General features: G+C 54.4%; 15 protein-coding genes, 1 pseudogene and 1 other annotated feature. Of the genes and pseudogenes, 12 read left to right on the forward strand and 4 right to left on the reverse strand.

All coding sequences use genetic code 11. The features are described from left to right. On the reverse strand, nucleotides 1-717 hold the full coding sequence (gene arcA / locus ACLQ7H_RS22210) for a two-component system response regulator ArcA (protein WP_411754532.1): 717 nt from the start codon (nucleotides 715-717) through the stop codon (nucleotides 1-3). Nucleotides 718-825: 108 nt separating this feature from the next. On the opposite strand from arcA, the pseudogene ACLQ7H_RS22215 reads away from it, so the two are divergent. The 6 genes and pseudogenes from ACLQ7H_RS22215 to thrC all read left to right on the forward strand — a co-directional run. Beyond that, nucleotides 826-963 (forward strand): annotated as a pseudogene (locus ACLQ7H_RS22215) (hypothetical protein); the annotation flags it as partial. 389 nt (nucleotides 964-1,352) lie between these two features. Next, nucleotides 1,353-2,039 (forward strand): tRNA/rRNA methyltransferase, encoded by a 687-nt coding sequence (locus ACLQ7H_RS22220; protein WP_411754533.1) that lies wholly within the window; start codon nucleotides 1,353-1,355, stop codon nucleotides 2,037-2,039. Nucleotides 2,040-2,252: 213 nt separating this feature from the next. Beyond that, nucleotides 2,253-2,321: a thr operon leader peptide gene (gene thrL, locus ACLQ7H_RS22225; RefSeq protein WP_071998276.1), complete on the forward strand. Its 69-nt coding sequence runs from the start codon at nucleotides 2,253-2,255 to the stop codon at nucleotides 2,319-2,321. After that, nucleotides 2,260-2,378: a sequence feature (Thr leader region), on the forward strand. It overlaps the preceding gene by 62 nt. Nucleotides 2,379-2,403: 25 nt before the next feature. Then, nucleotides 2,404-4,863 carry a bifunctional aspartate kinase/homoserine dehydrogenase I gene (gene thrA, locus ACLQ7H_RS22230; protein WP_411754534.1) on the forward strand — a complete coding sequence of 820 codons (2,460 nt, stop codon included), beginning with the start codon at nucleotides 2,404-2,406 and terminating at the stop codon, nucleotides 4,861-4,863. A gap of 1 nt (nucleotide 4,864) precedes the next feature. Continuing rightward, nucleotides 4,865-5,794 carry a homoserine kinase gene (thrB, locus tag ACLQ7H_RS22235; protein ID WP_411754535.1) on the forward strand — a complete coding sequence of 310 codons (930 nt, stop codon included), beginning with the start codon at nucleotides 4,865-4,867 and terminating at the stop codon, nucleotides 5,792-5,794. A gap of 3 nt (nucleotides 5,795-5,797) precedes the next feature. Next, nucleotides 5,798-7,087, forward strand: coding sequence for a threonine synthase (gene thrC / locus ACLQ7H_RS22240; RefSeq protein ID WP_411754536.1), 1,290 nt, complete (start codon nucleotides 5,798-5,800; stop codon nucleotides 7,085-7,087). Between the two features lie 43 nt (nucleotides 7,088-7,130). Here the strand turns inward: thrC and yaaA are convergent, their stop codons facing one another. Together yaaA and ACLQ7H_RS22250 are read right to left on the reverse strand one after the other, a co-directional pair. Continuing rightward, nucleotides 7,131-7,904 (reverse strand): peroxide stress protein YaaA, encoded by a 774-nt coding sequence (gene yaaA, locus ACLQ7H_RS22245; RefSeq protein ID WP_411754537.1) that lies wholly within the window; start codon nucleotides 7,902-7,904, stop codon nucleotides 7,131-7,133. Nucleotides 7,905-8,005: 101 nt separating this feature from the next. After that, nucleotides 8,006-9,439, reverse strand: coding sequence for an alanine/glycine:cation symporter family protein (locus ACLQ7H_RS22250; RefSeq protein ID WP_411754538.1), 1,434 nt, complete (start codon nucleotides 9,437-9,439; stop codon nucleotides 8,006-8,008). Nucleotides 9,440-9,819: 380 nt separating this feature from the next. On the opposite strand from ACLQ7H_RS22250, the gene tal reads away from it, so the two are divergent. The 3 genes from tal (at nucleotide 9,820) to ACLQ7H_RS22265 (ending at nucleotide 12,920) form a co-directional block, all read left to right on the forward strand. Then, nucleotides 9,820-10,773, forward strand: a complete 954-nt coding sequence (tal, locus tag ACLQ7H_RS22255; protein WP_411754539.1) for a transaldolase B — start codon at nucleotides 9,820-9,822, stop codon at nucleotides 10,771-10,773. A 138-nt stretch (nucleotides 10,774-10,911) separates the two neighbouring features. After that, nucleotides 10,912-11,499, forward strand: coding sequence for a molybdopterin adenylyltransferase (mog, locus tag ACLQ7H_RS22260; RefSeq protein ID WP_411754540.1), 588 nt, complete (start codon nucleotides 10,912-10,914; stop codon nucleotides 11,497-11,499). Nucleotides 11,500-11,627: 128 nt separating this feature from the next. After that, entirely contained in the window at nucleotides 11,628-12,920 is a 1,293-nt protein-coding gene (locus ACLQ7H_RS22265) for an MFS transporter (RefSeq protein ID WP_411754541.1), read from the forward strand. Nucleotides 12,921-12,992: 72 nt separating this feature from the next. Here the strand turns inward: ACLQ7H_RS22265 and satP are convergent, their stop codons facing one another. After that, nucleotides 12,993-13,592 (reverse strand): acetate uptake transporter, encoded by a 600-nt coding sequence (satP, locus tag ACLQ7H_RS22270; protein WP_039995478.1) that lies wholly within the window; start codon nucleotides 13,590-13,592, stop codon nucleotides 12,993-12,995. A gap of 61 nt (nucleotides 13,593-13,653) precedes the next feature. Here satP and ACLQ7H_RS22275 point away from each other — a divergent pair, with 61 nt between their 5' ends. The 3 genes from ACLQ7H_RS22275 to ACLQ7H_RS22285 all read left to right on the forward strand — a co-directional run. Further along, the gene (locus tag ACLQ7H_RS22275) at nucleotides 13,654-13,824 is read left to right on the forward strand and encodes a hypothetical protein (protein WP_161629422.1); all 171 of its coding nucleotides are present in this window, start codon (nucleotides 13,654-13,656) and stop codon (nucleotides 13,822-13,824) included. Between the two features lie 91 nt (nucleotides 13,825-13,915). After that, nucleotides 13,916-15,832, forward strand: a complete 1,917-nt coding sequence (gene dnaK / locus ACLQ7H_RS22280) for a molecular chaperone DnaK (protein WP_411754542.1) — start codon at nucleotides 13,916-13,918, stop codon at nucleotides 15,830-15,832. Between the two features lie 105 nt (nucleotides 15,833-15,937). Beyond that, on the forward strand, nucleotides 15,938-16,422 hold a 485-nt coding region (locus ACLQ7H_RS22285), incomplete at its 3' end, for a DnaJ domain-containing protein (RefSeq protein ID WP_411754543.1).

Genomic DNA, 16,422 nt, shown 5'->3' on the forward strand with positions numbered 1-16,422 from the left:
TTATTCTTCCAGATCGCCGCAGAAGCGGTAACCTTCACCATGAATGGTGGCAATGATTTCCGGCGTGTCCGGCGTGGATTCGAAGTGTTTACGAATACGGCGGATGGTCACGTCTACGGTACGGTCATGCGGCTTCAACTCACGGCCAGTCATTTTCTTCAGCAACTCACCACGGGACTGGATCTTGCCCGGGTTTTCACAGAAGTGCAGCATGGCGCGGAATTCGCTACGTGGCAGTTTGTACTGCTCGCCAGCAGGGCCGATCAGAGAGCGGCTGTTGATGTCCAGCTCCCAACCGTTGAACTTGTAGCTCTCAACCAGCTTGCGCTCTTCGCCGATGCTGCCCAGATTCATGGTGCGTGACAGCAGGTTGCGTGCACGGATGGTCAGTTCGCGTGGGTTGAACGGTTTGGTGATATAGTCATCGGCGCCGATTTCCAGGCCGAGGATTTTATCGACTTCATTATCACGACCGGTCAGGAACATCAGCGCGACGCTGGCCTGTTCGCGTAGTTCACGCGCCAGCAGCAGGCCGTTTTTGCCGGGCAGGTTGATATCCATGATAACCAGATTGATATCATTTTCGGACAGAATGTTGTGCATTTCTGCACCGTCATTGGCTTCATGAACAATGTAGCCTTCCGCCTCGAAAATGCTCTTCAGGGTGTTACGAGTGACTAACTCGTCTTCGACAATCAGAATGTGCGGGGTCTGCATATTTGCTACCTAAAATTGCCAACAAAATAGAAAATAGGAAGTACAGCAGTCTCGGTGTTCTTCCATGGAGGGCAGAGATACCGCTCACGTTCCCTCAATTACCAAACGACTACAGTACGTAAACTCGTTCTTGATGCGCTTTCCATCAATGTCAACAAGATCGCTAGCTGGGTGGGGAGGCTATTTTTTACCACCCCGAATGATGCCAAAACGGCGCATATCCTAACCCTATTAACAGCAATATAACAGTGTGCGCCGAATTCATCACCTAACAAAACTACGTTTTGTTGACATATATCAAATTCAATTGTAGCACGTTAACAGTTTTGTGAAAAACACTTACAGAACTGCCAGCTTAAGTCACAGATCGTCAAATTCTGTGAACGATTCAGCTTTGTCAGGGCTGATGCGTTATAATTGATAGCTAACTGTTTAGGTTGAAAATATAGTGTTTTGTTTTTTATGGAAATTAAAACTTATCCTGTAAATATGATTGTTTCGTCTGGTTTATCGGCTGAGTGGCCTGTTTAATAATATTATAGCAAGTGGTGATTTACGATGTTAATCGTTTGTAAATATAATCAGACAAATCCCAACAGTCAAAGAACTATTCTCACTATTTTTCTGGAGTCTTGATGCAGCTTCATATCGTGTTAGTCGCGCCCGCTCGGGCGGAAAATGTTGGCGCAGCGGCGCGGGCGATGAAAACCATGGGGTTCACCTCGTTGCGCATCGTCGACAGCGAGGCTCATTTGCAGCCTGCTGCCCGCTGGGTCGCCCACGGCGCTGGCGATATTCTGGATGCGGTGCAGACGTTTTCTACCCTGGAACAGGCATTGGCAGATGTGGACTTTACCGTGGCTACCACCGCTCGCAGCCGTGCACGCTTCCATTACTACTGCACCCCTCAGCAACTGACGGAGCAGTTGGCGGAACGTCAGCAATGGGTTCATCAGGCTGCACTGGTGTTTGGCCGTGAAGACTCGGGCCTGACCAATGAAGAGCTGGAGTTGGCCGACCTGCTAACCGGCGTGCCGATGGTGGCCGATTATCCTTCGCTTAACCTCGGCCAGGCGGTGATGGTGTATTGCTATCAATTGGCGGAGTTAATGGCCGTTAGCGCGCCGCAGGAACCCCTGGCCGATGCTGGGCAGCTCAAGGCGCTGCGCCAGCGGGCCGATCGCCTGTTACAGACCCTGGACGTGGCAGGTGACCAAAAACTGCGCGATTGGTTACACCAGCGGTTAGGGCTCTTGCAACAGCGCGATACCGTCATGCTGCACAGGTTGTTGCATGATATTGAAAAAAAACTGGCGAAGTGATGTAGGCGTTTTCTGTTGTCAGCCTGGTGTTATTCACTATTTAAATGGCTTTTTTGCGATTTTTTGTTCTGCAATTTTGTTTTTTTATCGGCTTCATCGCGCAGATCCCGCTATGGCGAGTAAATAGGCAAAACAAAGAAATAATTTGACTTGGCCAGGCGATTGCTTTAACCAATAGAGGGGACAGAGATTCTAATGAGACAGACAGACAAAATGCGAAATATCAGCCTGAATACGACAATTATTACCACCACCGATACCACAGGTAACGGGGCGGGCTGACGCGTACAGGAAACAGAAGAAAAAAGCCCGCACCTAACCAGTGCGGGCTTTTTTTTCGGCATAAATTCAGGAGATAACAGAAATGCGAGTGCTTAAATTTGGTGGAACTTCGGTAGCGAATGCGGAACGTTTTCTGCGCGTTGCCGATATCGTGGAGAACAATGCACGCCAGGGACAGGTAGCCACGGTATTGTCCGCACCGGCCAAGATCACCAATCACCTGGTGGCGATGATTGAAAAAACGGTAGCCGGCCAGGATATTCTGCCAACCATGAGCGACGCCGAGCGCATCTTTGCCGACCTGCTCAGCGGTTTGGCCAAGGCGCTGCCAGGCTTTGAGTACGATCGCCTGAAGGCACTGGTCGAGCAGGAGTTTGCGCAGCTCAAACAGGTACTGCATGGTGTGGCGCTGCTGGGGCAGTGCCCGGATAGCGTCAATGCGGCCATCATCTGTCGGGGTGAAAAGCTCTCTATTGCCATCATGGAAGGTGTCTTCAAAGCCAAGGGTTACCCGGTGACGGTGATTAACCCGGTAGAGAAACTGTTGGCTCAGGGCCACTATCTGGAATCGACCGTGGATATTGCCGAGTCCACTCTGCGTATTGCTGCAGCGCGCATTCCTGCCGACCATATCATCCTGATGGCGGGCTTTACTGCCGGTAACGACAAAGGCGAACTGGTGGTGTTGGGGCGCAACGGATCCGATTATTCTGCCGCCGTGCTGGCCGCTTGCCTGCGCGCCGACTGTTGCGAGATCTGGACCGATGTGGACGGGGTTTATACCTGCGATCCGCGTACCGTGCCGGATGCCCGATTATTGAAGTCGATGTCCTACCGCGAGGCGATGGAGCTCTCTTACTTCGGCGCCAAAGTTCTCCACCCGCGTACCATCACCCCGATTGCCCAGTTCCAAATCCCTTGCCTGATTAAAAACACCGCCAACCCACAAGCTCCCGGCACCTTGATCGGTGGCGAAAGCGTGGCCGATGATACGCCGGTAAAGGGCATCACCAATCTGAACAATATGGCGATGATCAACGTGTCCGGCCCGGGCATGAAAGGCATGGTCGGCATGGCGGCACGCGTGTTTGCCGTGATGTCACGCGCCGGGATCTCGGTAGTGTTGATCACCCAGTCCTCCTCCGAATACAGCATCAGCTTCTGTGTGCCGCAGAGCGAGCTGCAACGTGCTCGCCGTGCCCTGGAAGACGAATTCTACCTGGAGTTGAAGGACGGCGTGCTGGACCCGTTGGATGTGATGGAACGCCTGGCAATCATCTCGGTCGTCGGCGACGGTATGCGCACCCTGCGTGGCATCTCTGCGCGCTTCTTCTCTGCTCTGGCGCGTGCCAACATCAATATCGTGGCGATCGCTCAAGGCTCTTCCGAGCGTTCAATCTCCGTGGTGGTCGATAATGATTCCGCGACCACCGGCGTACGCGTCAGCCATCAGATGCTGTTCAACACCGATCAGGTGATCGAAGTGTTTGTGATTGGCGTGGGCGGCGTCGGTGGGGCGCTGATCGAGCAGGTTTATCGCCAGCAGCCATGGCTGAAGCAAAAGCACATCGATCTGCGCATCTGTGGCATTGCCAACTCACGAGCGATGCTGACCAATGTGCATGGCATTTCACTGGAAAGCTGGCGGGACGAACTGGCCGAAGCCAAAGAGCCGTTCAATCTGGGCCGCCTGATCCGCCTGGTGAAAGAGTGCCATCTGCTCAACCCGGTGATTGTCGACTGTACCTCCAGCCAGGCGGTGGCCGATCAGTATGCCGATTTCCTGGCCGATGGTTTCCACGTGGTGACGCCAAACAAGAAGGCCAACACCTCGTCGATGAATTATTACCAGCAACTGCGCACTGCAGCAGCCGGTTCTCGCCGCAAATTCCTGTATGACACCAACGTGGGCGCGGGTCTGCCGGTGATCGAAAACCTGCAGAACCTGCTCAATGCGGGCGATGAGCTGGTGCGCTTCACCGGTATCCTGTCGGGGTCACTGTCCTTTATCTTCGGCAAGCTGGATGAGGGGATGTCGCTGTCAGAGGCCACCTTGCAGGCCAAGGCCCTTGGTTACACCGAGCCAGATCCGCGTGACGATCTCTCTGGGATGGATGTCGCTCGCAAGCTGTTGATCCTGGCACGTGAAGCCGGCTATGCGCTCGAACTGAGCGATATTGAAGTCGAATCGGTGTTACCGCCGTCGTTTGATGCCAGCGGTGATGTGGAGAACTTTATTGCCCGCCTGCCGGAGTTGGATACTGAATTTAACCGCCGTGTGGTCGCTGCTGCTGCGGAAGGTAAAGTGCTGCGCTATGTGGGTGCCATCGAAGAAGGCCGCTGCTTGGTACGTATTGATGCGGTAGACGGCAACGATCCGTTGTATAAAGTGAAGAACGGTGAGAACGCCCTGGCCTTCTATAGCCGTTACTATCAACCATTGCCGCTGGTGCTGCGCGGTTATGGTGCCGGTAATGATGTGACGGCGGCCGGGGTATTTGCCGATCTGTTGCGCACACTGTCATGGAAGTTGGGAGTCTAATATGGTTAAGGTGTATGCACCGGCCTCAATTGGTAACGTCAGCGTCGGGTTCGATGTGCTGGGAGCTGCGGTTTCCCCAATCGACGGCACGCTGTTAGGGGATTGCGTCAGCGTAGAAGCGGCTAGCCGCTTCAGCCTGGAGAATGGCGGGCGTTTTGTCAGCAAGTTGCCGAGCAATCCTAAAGAGAACATTGTTTACCAGTGTTGGGAGCGTTTCTGCCAGGCGATTGGCCGTGAAGTGCCGGTAGCGATGCGGCTGGAGAAGAACATGCCGATCGGTTCCGGTCTGGGCTCCAGCGCTTGCTCGGTGGTCGCTGGTCTGATGGCAATGAACGAATTTTGCGATCGCCCGCTCAACGAGACGCAGCTGCTGGCTCTGATGGGCGAGCTGGAAGGGCGTATTTCCGGCAGCGTGCATTACGATAACGTTGCACCGTGCTATCTGGGCGGCTTGCAGTTGATGTTGGAAGAAGAAGGGATCATCAGTCAGGAAGTGCCTGGCTTTAAAGACTGGCTGTGGGTGATGGCCTATCCGGGCATCAAAGTGTCCACCGCCGAGGCGCGTGCCATTCTGCCCGCGCAATACCGCCGCCAGGACTGTATCAGCCATGGCCGCTATCTGGCGGGCTTTATTCACGCTTGCCACACCCAGCAACCGGGTCTGGCGGCCAAGCTGATGCAGGATGTGATTGCCGAGCCTTATCGCACTCGTCTGTTACCCGGCTTTGCCGAAGCGCGTAAAGCCTCACAGGATATCGGTGCCTTGGCCTGTGGCATTTCCGGCTCCGGCCCGACGCTGTTTGCGGTCTGTGATGACGGCGCAACGGCGCAACGCATGGCCGATTGGCTGACCAACCATTACCTGCAAAACGACGAAGGTTTTGTTCATATTTGCCGCCTGGATACCGCTGGCGCTCGACTATTGGGATAACGCATGAAACTGTACAATCTGAAAGATCATAACGAACAGGTCAGCTTCGCGCAGGCTATCAAACAGGGCCTGGGTAAGCAGCAAGGGCTGTTTTTCCCGCTGGAACTGCCAGAATTCGAACTGACCGAGATCGATAAGCTGCTGGAGATGGACTTTGTCACTCGCAGCAGCAAGATCCTGTCCGCTTTTATTGGCGACGAGATCGGCGAAGAGGCGCTGTACAAGCGGGTGAAGGCCGCGTTTGAGTTCCCGGCCCCGGTGGCGCAGGTGGAGAGCGATGTCGCCTGCCTGGAGCTGTTCCACGGCCCTACGCTGGCGTTCAAAGACTTCGGCGGCCGCTTTATGGCGCAGATGCTGGCGGAAGTTGCGGGCGATCAGCCAGTGACCATCTTGACTGCGACCTCCGGTGATACCGGCGCTGCCGTTGCTCATGCCTTCTACGGCCTGAAAAACGTGCGTGTGGTGATCCTCTATCCACAGGGCAAGATCAGTTCGCTCCAGGAAAAGCTGTTCTGCACGTTGGGTGGCAACATCCACACCATCGCTATCGATGGCGACTTTGACGCCTGCCAGGCGTTGGTGAAGCAGGCGTTTGACGATCAGGAACTGAAAGAGGCCGTGCACCTGAACTCGGCCAACTCGATCAATATCAGCCGCCTGCTGGCGCAAATCTGCTACTACTTTGAAGCGGTGGCGCAACTGCCGCAGGAAGCCCGCAATCAGTTGGTGGTTTCCGTGCCAAGCGGCAACTTTGGTGACTTGACCGCCGGGCTGCTGGCGAAATCTCTGGGGTTGCCGGTGAAACGCTTTATCGCCGCCACCAACGCTAACGATACCGTGCCACGTTTCCTGACTACCGGCCAATGGGAGCCAAACGCCACCGTGGCGACGTTATCCAACGCGATGGACGTCAGCCAGCCTAACAACTGGCCGCGTGTGGAAGAGCTGTTCCGCCGTAAAATCTGGCAGTTGAAGGAGTTGGCGCATGGTGCGGTGAGTGATGAAACCACCCGGGAAACCATGAAAGAGTTGGCCGCCTTGGGCTACCTTTCAGAGCCTCATGCGGCGATCGCCTACCGCGTTCTGCGCGATCAACTGCAAGCAGGGGAGTTTGGTCTGTTCCTGGGCACGGCACATCCGGCCAAGTTCAAGGAAAGCGTCGAAGAGATCCTCGGCCAGGAGCTGCCGTTGCCACAGGCCTTGGCGGTGCGCGCACAGTTGCCGCTGTTGTCGCATAACATGGCGGCAGATTTTGCCGCACTGCGTCAATTCATGATGACTTTGCCAGTCTAACAAAACCCGTTCCCTCTCTTTGTCGGGAGAGGGAACGGATTTCTCACTGCTCCGGGCGTTTGAACACCAGCTCATTACCCGCCGAAGCCGCCTCATCGAAGGCATATCCTTCCAGATTGAAATCAACCAGTTGTTCACTGCGACTCAAACGATTCTTGATGATAAAGCGGCTCATCAGCCCACGCGCTTTCTTGGCGTAGAAGCTGATGACTTTGTACTTGCCGTTTTTTTCGTCCAGGAAGACCGGCTTGATCAGCGTACCGCGCAGCTTGGCCGGTTTTACCGATTTGAAGTATTCATCCGAAGCCAGGTTCACCACTACATCATCACCTTGCTGTTCCAAGGCCTGATTCAGTTTTTCGGTGATCCGTTCGCCCCAGAAGCTGTACAAGTCTTTGCCCTGCGGGTTCTCCAGCTTGATCCCCATCTCCAGCCGGTAAGGCATCATCAGATCCAGCGGGCGCAACACTCCGTACAGGCCAGAGAGCATCCGCAGATGCTGCTGTGCGAAGTCGAAATCCTCTTCGCTGAAGTCTTGCGCCTGTAAGCCGGTATAAACGTCGCCTTTAAACGCCAGCAGCGCCTGGCGAGCATTGTCCGGGGTAAAGTCAGGTTGCCATTCGCCAAAGCGTGCGGCATTCAGGCCTGCGAGCTTATCGCTGATGCCCATCAGGCCGGAAATTTGTGCCGGGGTCAGCTTGCGGCAGAGTTTGATCAGATTTTGCGACTGATCCAACAATTCGGGCTGGGTAAAGCGTTCGGTGGCTAACGGGCTTGCATAATCCAGGGTTTTGGCAGGTGAAATAATAACGAGCATGGTCACATCCTGTTTATCAACATGCGGCTACTGTAGCAAAAAGCGCGCAAGACCAGGAGGTATGGCTGTGATAGGGCGCACTTTACGCACGCCCTGGAGGATTAACGCGACTTGGTCGGCTTCCAGATCCCCGGTTCAAGTTGGGATTCCAGCTCTGGGTAGCGCTTGATGTCAAAAGTGGGGAGCTTGCCGAGCGAGCGCTGGTGGTTGTAATCCTTGGCCAATTTGAAGGCCACGTCGGACAGTAACAAGATCGCGGTCAGATTGGTGATTGCCATCAGTGCCATTGAGGTGTCCGCCATTTTCCACACCGTGGATAATTCTGCCATGGAGCCAAACATCACCATGCCCAAGGCAAGGCAGCGGAAAATCATCAGTTTGGTTGGATGATTGTGCTTGAGGAAGATCAGGTTGTTCTCGGCATACGCATAATTGGCAATGATGGAGGTAAAGGCAAACAGGAAAACGGCAATCGCGACAAAGGGCGCGCCCCAGGAACCGACGGCGCTGGCCATGGCCCGCTGGGTCAGATCGATACCGCTGATATTGGATAGGGGGCTATCCAGTGCACCAGAGGCCAAAATAATCGCCGCCGTTGCGCTGCAAATGACGATGGTATCGACAAATGCGCCAAGCATCTGCACATAGCCCTGCGAGGCAGGGTGTGGCGGATAAGGAGTCGCGCAAGCTGCCGCATTGGGGGCCGACCCCATCCCACCCTCGTTAGAAAACAGCCCGCGTTGGATACCCTGCGTCATGGCCTGGGAGATCCCGTAACCCAGAGTACCGGCCGCGACTTCCTGCAGGCCAAAAGCGCTTTGGAAGATCAATGCCAGGATGGCTGGCATATGCTCAATATTCAGGCCAATGATCCACAGTGCTAGTAGCAGGTAGGCCAAGGCCATAAACGGCACAATTTTTTCCGCGACGCGGGCGATGGAGCGGATACCGCCAAAGATCACCATGCCGCTCAGCACGGCCACCGTTATGCCAACGTACATGGGGTCAACGTCAAAGGCCACAGAGCTGGCCAGGGCGATGGAGTTGGCTTGTACCGCATTGAATACCAGGCCAAAAGCGATCAGCAGGAAAATGGAAAACATCACGCCCATCCAGCGCATACCCAACCCTTTTTCCATGTAGTAGGCTGGGCCACCACGGTAGTTGCCGTGATCGTCTTTGGTTTTGTAGAGCTGCGCCAGGGTACTTTCAATGAAAGAAGTCGCCATGCCGATAAACGCGATCACCCACATCCAGAAGATTGCACCAGGGCCGCCAGCCGTGAGCGCTATCGCCACGCCGGTAAGATTGTTGGTGCCGACGCGAGCGGCTAGCGAAGTGCATAGCGCCTGGAAGGATGAAATGCCCGCACCGTCGCTTTTGGTGCTGTTCTTCAGCACGGAAAACATATGGCTGAAGTGGCGAATTTGGATGCAGCGGGTACGCAAGGTGAAGTAAATGCCCGCACCCAGCAGCAAATAGATCAGTACTGAACCCCACAGGATGTTATTGATAAAGTTAATCAGATCCGTCATAGGTTTCTCCTTGTTAAGATCTACTGCCCATCAGGTTTTCGGCCTTGGTTCGGAAAAACTTGAGTCAGTTCTCTACAGGATCTTGGCTAAAATCATCCCACTTGGCAGGAATTGCAGCCTGCTTTGAATTTTAGCGGTGAATAAAACAGCTGGCGGGAATTTAACATAATTTCCAGGAGTGATAGCGCGTTAATGCCGTGGCATTGCTTCGGTAATTGCGAATTATCTGTGCGTAACCGGTTGCTCGCACAAGGATAAAACAACCGCCGCCAGCGCGTGATTTTCCTGCCTTGCGCCGGGCTACGTGCATGTTATTATCAGGACAAGGCATGGTTGAACGATGCCAAAAGTTCATGCACAAACGATGAGATAATGCCAACATGACCGATAAATTAACGTCCCTACGCCAGCTGACTACGGTAGTTGCGGATACGGGTGATATCGCAGCAATGAAGCTATATCAACCGCAAGATGCCACCACCAACCCTTCGCTGATCCTCAATGCAGCGCAAATTCCTGAATACCGCAAACTGATCGATGAAGCCATTGCGTGGGCTCGCGAGCAGAGCAGCGATCGCGATCAGCAGGTTGCCGATGCCGCAGACAAGCTGGCCGTCAACATTGGTCTGGAGATCCTGAAACTGGTCCCGGGCCGCATATCCACCGAAGTAGACGCGCGTCTGTCTTATGATACCGAAGCCAGCGTTGCCAAAGCCAAGCGCTTGATCAAACTGTATAACGAAGCGGGCATCAGCAACGATCGCATCCTGATCAAACTGGCCTCCACCTGGCAGGGCATCCGTGCGGCCGAGCGCCTGGAAAAAGAAGGCATCAACTGTAACCTGACGCTGCTGTTCTCCTTCGCTCAGGCACGTGCCTGCGCCGAAGCTGGCGTGTTCCTGATCTCGCCGTTCGTTGGCCGTATTCTTGACTGGTACAAAGCCAATGGCGACAAGAAAGAGTTTGCCCCGCACGAAGATCCGGGCGTGGTTTCGGTGTCCGAAATTTATCAGTACTACAAGCAGCACGGCTATGAAACCGTGGTGATGGGCGCCAGCTTCCGTAACGTGGGTGAAATTATTGAACTGGCAGGCTGCGATCGTCTGACCATCGCCCCTGCACTGCTGAAAGAGCTGGCAGAGAGCGAAGGCGCACTGGAGCGTAAACTGTCTTATACCGGCGAAGTGAAAGCACGTCCGGCACCGCTGACCGAGCCTGAGTTCTACTGGCAGCACAACCAGGATCCAATGGCGGTTGAGAAACTGACCGACGGTATCCGCAAGTTTGCCGTAGACCAGGGCAAGCTGGAAAAAATGATCGCCGATCTGCTGTAACAGCGGTAAGCAATCAGCGTAAGAAGGTGGCCTCGGCCACCTTTTTTTATAGCTGAATATCCACCTCATTGAGCAAACACCCTATACTCCCGTCATTAATCTCCCTTCGGTAACCGGGGCATAAGACAGAGGTAAAACATGGATACACTACGCATTGGTTTGGTTTCTATTTCGGACCGCGCTTCAGGGGGCGTTTACCAGGATAAAGGGATCCCAGCGCTGGAAGAGTGGCTGAGCAGCGCTTTGGCGACGCCGTTCACCCTGGAAACCCGGCTAATCCCCGACGAGCAGACCCTGATTGAGCATACGTTGTGTGAGCTGGTTGATGAAATGGGCTGCCATCTGGTGTTGACTACCGGCGGCACTGGCCCGTCCCGGCGTGACGTCACTCCCGATGCTACGCTGGCGATTGCCGATCGCGTGATGCCGGGTTTTGGCGAGCAAATGCGCCAAATCAGCCTACACTATGTGCCAACGGCAATTCTTTCACGCCAGGTTGGGGCGATCCGTAAACAGGCGTTGATCATTAATCTGCCGGGGCAACCCAAATCGATTAAAGAAACGCTGGAAGGGGTGAAGGACGAGGCAGGTAAGGTGGTAGTGCACGGTATTTTTGCCAGCGTGCCTTATTGCGTCCAACTGCTCGAAGGCCCTTATGTGGAGACCCATGAGGCCGTGGTAGCAGCATTTCGCCCCAAGAATGCGCGGCGCGAGATAAATCTCTAAATTTCAGCAATCTGCGGGATAACCTTCAGCGCATCTGGTGTGAAAGTATTTTGCCGTTATAGTAAGAAACTTTTTACAGTCAGCCATTATGCTTTCTGTGTCTTTCCTGTTTCCTCTAACGGTATTTTATGCATCACGATAATAATCGTCGGCTCAACCGGCAAGATTATAAGACTCTGACGTTGGCTGCCCTGGGTGGTGCGTTGGAGTTTTATGACTTCATCATTTTTGTTTTCTTTGCCGCGGTAATGGGGGATCTGTTCTTCCCGGCGGATATGCCTGAATGGCTGCGTCAGGTGCAGACCTTCGGTATCTTTGCGGCGGGCTATCTGGCTCGGCCACTGGGCGGTATCATCATGGCGCACTTCGGCGATCTGGTGGGTCGTAAAAAGATGTTCAGCCTGAGCATTCTGCTGATGGCGTTACCGACGCTGGCGATGGGGATGCTGCCCACCTATGCCAATATCGGCATCGCCGCGCCGTTGCTGCTGCTGTTGATGCGGGTACTGCAAGGCGCGGCTATCGGTGGTGAAGTCCCCGGAGCCTGGGTGTTTGTGGCGGAGCATGTGCCGCGCAAGCGCATTGGTTTCGCCTGTGGCATGCTCACCGCTGGCTTGACGGCCGGTATCCTGCTCGGCTCGCTGGTGGCCACTATTATCAATACCACGCTCAGTCAACAGGCTATTCATGACGGTGGTTGGCGTATCCCGTTCTTCCTGGGCGGCATCTTCGGCCTGTTTGCCATGTATCTGCGCCGCTGGTTGCAGGAAACTCCAATCTTTATCGAGATGCAGGCACGTAAGGCGCTGGCAGAAGAGCTGCCGCTGAAATCGGTGGTGATGAATCACCGCAAAGAGATCGCGGTCTCAATGCTGCTGACCTGGCTGTTGTCGGCAGGTATTGTGGTGGTGATCCTGATGACGCCAACCTACCTGCAAAAACAGTTTGGCATAGCCCCGGCGCTGTCATTGCAGGCTAACAGTATCGCCATCATCATGCTGTTTACTGGTTGTATCGTCTCTGGTTCGGCGGCGGACCGCTTTGGCGCTAGCAAAACCTTTATCGTCGGTAGTTTGCTGTTGGCGGGGTGCAGTTGGTTGTTCTACCAGTCGGTGGGAACACATCCAGAAATGCTGTTTGCCACCTACGCGCTGGCTGGCTTCAGCGTGGGGATCGTCGGTGCGGTACCTTACGTGCTGGTGCGGGCTTTCCCGGCGGAAGTGCGATTTAGCGGGATTTCGTTCTCCTACAACGTGGCATACGCGATTTTTGGTGGTTTAACCCCGGTATTTGTCACGTTGATCATGAAGTTAACCCCGTTAGCGCCCGCTTACTATATGCTGGCGTTATCGACGCTCGGCCTGCTGCTGGGGATCTACCTGCGTCGCGACCTGAACAGTGAAAAACCGCTCTTGAACTAAGCGATTTTCGCCCAATAAAAAACCCTGCGATTAAACACTGCAGGGTTTTTTTATCTCACGCGAGTACGGATATTATGCAGTGACAGCAGCTGGTGTTGCTTGCTGAGCTTCCACTGGGCCGATTGGCAGTACGGTGCGGCCCAACTGTTCGTTGATCACCTCAGCCATTGCCAGATAGATCGCGCTGGCACCACAGATGATGCCTTCGTAACCGGCGAACGTCAGGATCGCGTGGTTACCGGTGATGTTGCCGACGGCCAGCAGTGCGAACAGCACGGTCAGGCTGGCAAACACGAACTGCAACCCGCGGTTGGTGCGCAGCGTGCCGAAGAACATGAACAGGGTGAAGACGCCCCACAGTGCAAGGTAGATACCGAGGACGTTCGCGTCGGTCGGCTCTGCCAGGCCCATACGTGGCAGCAGCAGGATGCCTACCAGGCTCAGCCAGAAGCAGCCGTAGGAGGTGAAGGCGGTCAAGCCGAAGGTGTTGCCTTTCTTGAACTCAAGAATACCGGCAAAAATCTGAGCCATGCCACCGAAGAAAATCCCCATACTGATGATGACGGAAGTCAGTGGGAAAAAGCCCGCGTTGTGCAGGTTCAGCAAGACGGTAGTCATCCCGAAGCCCATCAGACCCAGGGGGCCGGGATTTGCCAACTTGTTGGAGTGCATATGTCCTCTGCGATAACAGAATTGTAACGAAAATGGATAAGTAATTTAATAATTGGTCTGAATGGCCGAAAAACCCATAACTTCCATCAGAGCGCGCGGCATCATAATGATCCCCACGTCAGGAAACAATGATCTGGCTGCTGATAAAAACGAAATTTTTTTTGCCCTGCCCCTTGATGCTGGTGTGGATGGCCCCATCTTATTGGCAACCGCAGTTGCTGACCGCGGGTAACACTGAGATGCCGGGCAGTTGAAAAACAAAAAAACGCCCGCATATAGTTAGCAACCTGACCGATTATGAATTTATTAGTGGAGATGTTTAGATGGGCAAAATCATTGGTATCGACCTGGGTACAACCAACTCTTGTGTAGCAATTATGGATGGTGGCAAGGCGCGCGTGCTGGAGAATGCCGAAGGCGATCGCACCACTCCTTCAATCATCGCATATACCCAGGATGGTGAAATTCTGGTTGGCCAGCCTGCTAAGCGTCAGGCTGTTACCAACCCACAAAACACCCTGTTTGCGATCAAGCGCCTGATTGGCCGTCGCTTCCAGGATGAAGAAGCACAGCGTGACAAGGCTATCATGCCTTACAACATCGTCGCTGCCGATAACGGTGACGCCTGGTTGGAAGTGAAGGGCCAGAGAATGGCACCACCGCAGATCTCTGCGGAAGTCCTGAAAAAAATGAAGAAAACGGCGGAAGATTACCTGGGTGAGCCGGTAACTGAAGCGGTTATCACCGTTCCTGCCTACTTCAACGATGCTCAGCGTCAGGCGACCAAAGATGCTGGCCGTATTGCAGGTCTGGAAGTGAAACGTATCATCAACGAACCTACTGCTGCGGCCCTGGCTTACGGCCTGGACAAAGAAGTGGGCAACCGTACCATCGCGGTTTATGACCTGGGTGGCGGTACTTTCGATATCTCAATCATTGAGATCGACGACGTTGACGGTGAAAAAACCTTCGAAGTTCTGGCGACCAACGGTGATACCCACCTGGGTGGTGAAGACTTCGACAGCCGCCTGATCAACTATCTGGTGGAAGAGTTCAAGAAAGAGCAGGGCATGGATCTGCGCAACGATCCGTTGGCGATGCAGCGTCTGAAAGAAGCTGCTGAAAAAGCCAAGATCGAGCTGTCTTCTGCTCAGCAGACCGACGTCAACCTGCCGTACATCACTGCAGATGGCAGCGGTCCAAAACACATGAACATCAAAGTGACCCGTGCAAAACTCGAGTCGCTGGTAGAAGATCTGGTTTCCCGTTCTATCGAGCCGCTGAAAGTGGCGCTGAAAGACGCAGGCCTGTCAGTTTCTGACATTCAGGACGTGATCCTGGTGGGTGGCCAGACCCGTATGCCTATGGTTCAGAAGAAAGTTGCTGACTTCTTCGGTAAAGAACCACGTAAAGACGTTAACCCGGACGAAGCGGTTGCCGTTGGTGCTGCGGTTCAGGGCGGTGTGCTGGCCGGTGATGTGAAAGACGTATTGCTGCTGGACGTTACCCCACTGTCACTGGGTATCGAAACCATGGGCAGCGTGATGACGCCGCTGATCACCAAAAACACCACTATCCCAACCAAGCACAGCCAGGTGTTCTCTACTGCCGAAGACAACCAGGCAGCGGTTACCATCCACGTGCTGCAGGGTGAGCGTAAGCGTGCCAATGACAACAAGTCACTGGGCCAGTTCAACCTGGACGGCCTCCAGCCGGCACCACGCGGTATGGCGCAGATCGAAGTCACCTTCGATATCGATGCCGACGGTATTCTGCACGTGTCTGCGAAAGACAAGAACACCGGCCGTGAGCAGAAGATCACCATCAAGGCGTCTTCTGGTCTGAACGAAGAAGAAATCCAGAAAATGGTACGCGATGCCGAAGTGAACGCTGAAGCTGACCGTAAGTTTGAAGAACTGGTGCAAACTCGTAACCAGGCAGATCACCTGATCCACGGTACTCGTAAGCAGTTGGAAGAAGCGGGCGATAAACTGCCAGCCGAAGACAAAACCGCTATCGAGAGCGCGCTGAAAGATCTGGAAGCCGCAGCGAAAGGCGAAGACAAAGCCGAAATCGAAGCGAAAACCCAGGCTCTGGTGCAGGTTTCCGGCAAGCTGCTGGAAATGGCTCAGGCTCAGGCGCAGCAGGCTCCAGGTGCTGATGCTGGTGCAGACAACGCAGCGCAGAAAGATGACGACGTGGTTGACGCCGAGTTTGAAGAAGTAAAAGACAAAAAATAATCGCCCTTAAGCGGGCACGGTGCGGCCACAGGCCGTAACCGGAAACCAGCACGGGCGTCGAGGCAACTCTACGCCCGTGCACGCATGTTAAGGGTAAGAGAAATAATGGCGAAGAGAGATTATTACGAGGTGCTCGGCGTCGCCAAGACGGCAGACGAGCGCGAAATCAAAAAGGCGTATAAGCGCCTGGCGATGAAGTATCATCCTGATCGTAATCAGGAAAAAGACGCCGAAAGCCAGTTTAAAGAGGTCAAGGAAGCCTACGAGATCCTGACCGACGATCAGAAGCGTGCTGCCTACGATCAATACGGCCATGCGGCCTTTGAGCAAGGTGGTATGGGCGGTGGTGGTGGCTTTGGTGGCGGCGGTGCCGACTTCAGTGACATCTTTGGCGACGTGTTTGGCGATATCTTTGGCGGCGGACGCCGTCAACGTGCCAGCCGTGGATCCGATTTGCGTTACAACATGGATCTGACGCTCGAAGAAGCCGTGCGTGGCGTGACCAAAGAGATCCGTATTCCAACGCTGGAAGAGTGTGATGTCTGCCATGGCAACGGTGCCAAGCCGGGCAGTTCGCCGGCAACCTGTCC

This window comes from Serratia sp. (in: enterobacteria) (assembly GCF_046715635.1).
GTDB lineage: Bacteria > Pseudomonadota > Gammaproteobacteria > Enterobacterales > Enterobacteriaceae > Chania.

Bases quoted from the DNA above. Each gene is read 5' to 3' on its own strand.
- arcA (WP_411754532.1), bottom strand. From the start codon at position 717: ATGCAGACCCCGCACATTCTGATTGTCGAAGACGAGTTAGTCACTCGT.
- ACLQ7H_RS22220 (WP_411754533.1), top strand. From the start codon at position 1,353: ATGCAGCTTCATATCGTGTTAGTCGCGCCCGCTCGGGCGGAAAATGTT.
- thrA (WP_411754534.1), top strand. From the start codon at position 2,404: ATGCGAGTGCTTAAATTTGGTGGAACTTCGGTAGCGAATGCGGAACGT.
- thrB (WP_411754535.1), top strand. From the start codon at position 4,865: ATGGTTAAGGTGTATGCACCGGCCTCAATTGGTAACGTCAGCGTCGGG.
- thrC (WP_411754536.1), top strand. From the start codon at position 5,798: ATGAAACTGTACAATCTGAAAGATCATAACGAACAGGTCAGCTTCGCG.
- yaaA (WP_411754537.1), bottom strand. From the start codon at position 7,904: ATGCTCGTTATTATTTCACCTGCCAAAACCCTGGATTATGCAAGCCCG.
- ACLQ7H_RS22250 (WP_411754538.1), bottom strand. From the start codon at position 9,439: ATGACGGATCTGATTAACTTTATCAATAACATCCTGTGGGGTTCAGTA.
- tal (WP_411754539.1), top strand. From the start codon at position 9,820: ATGACCGATAAATTAACGTCCCTACGCCAGCTGACTACGGTAGTTGCG.
- mog (WP_411754540.1), top strand. From the start codon at position 10,912: ATGGATACACTACGCATTGGTTTGGTTTCTATTTCGGACCGCGCTTCA.
- ACLQ7H_RS22265 (WP_411754541.1), top strand. From the start codon at position 11,628: ATGCATCACGATAATAATCGTCGGCTCAACCGGCAAGATTATAAGACT.
- satP (WP_039995478.1), bottom strand. From the start codon at position 13,592: ATGCACTCCAACAAGTTGGCAAATCCCGGCCCCCTGGGTCTGATGGGC.
- ACLQ7H_RS22275 (WP_161629422.1), top strand. From the start codon at position 13,654: ATGGCCGAAAAACCCATAACTTCCATCAGAGCGCGCGGCATCATAATG.
- dnaK (WP_411754542.1), top strand. From the start codon at position 13,916: ATGGGCAAAATCATTGGTATCGACCTGGGTACAACCAACTCTTGTGTA.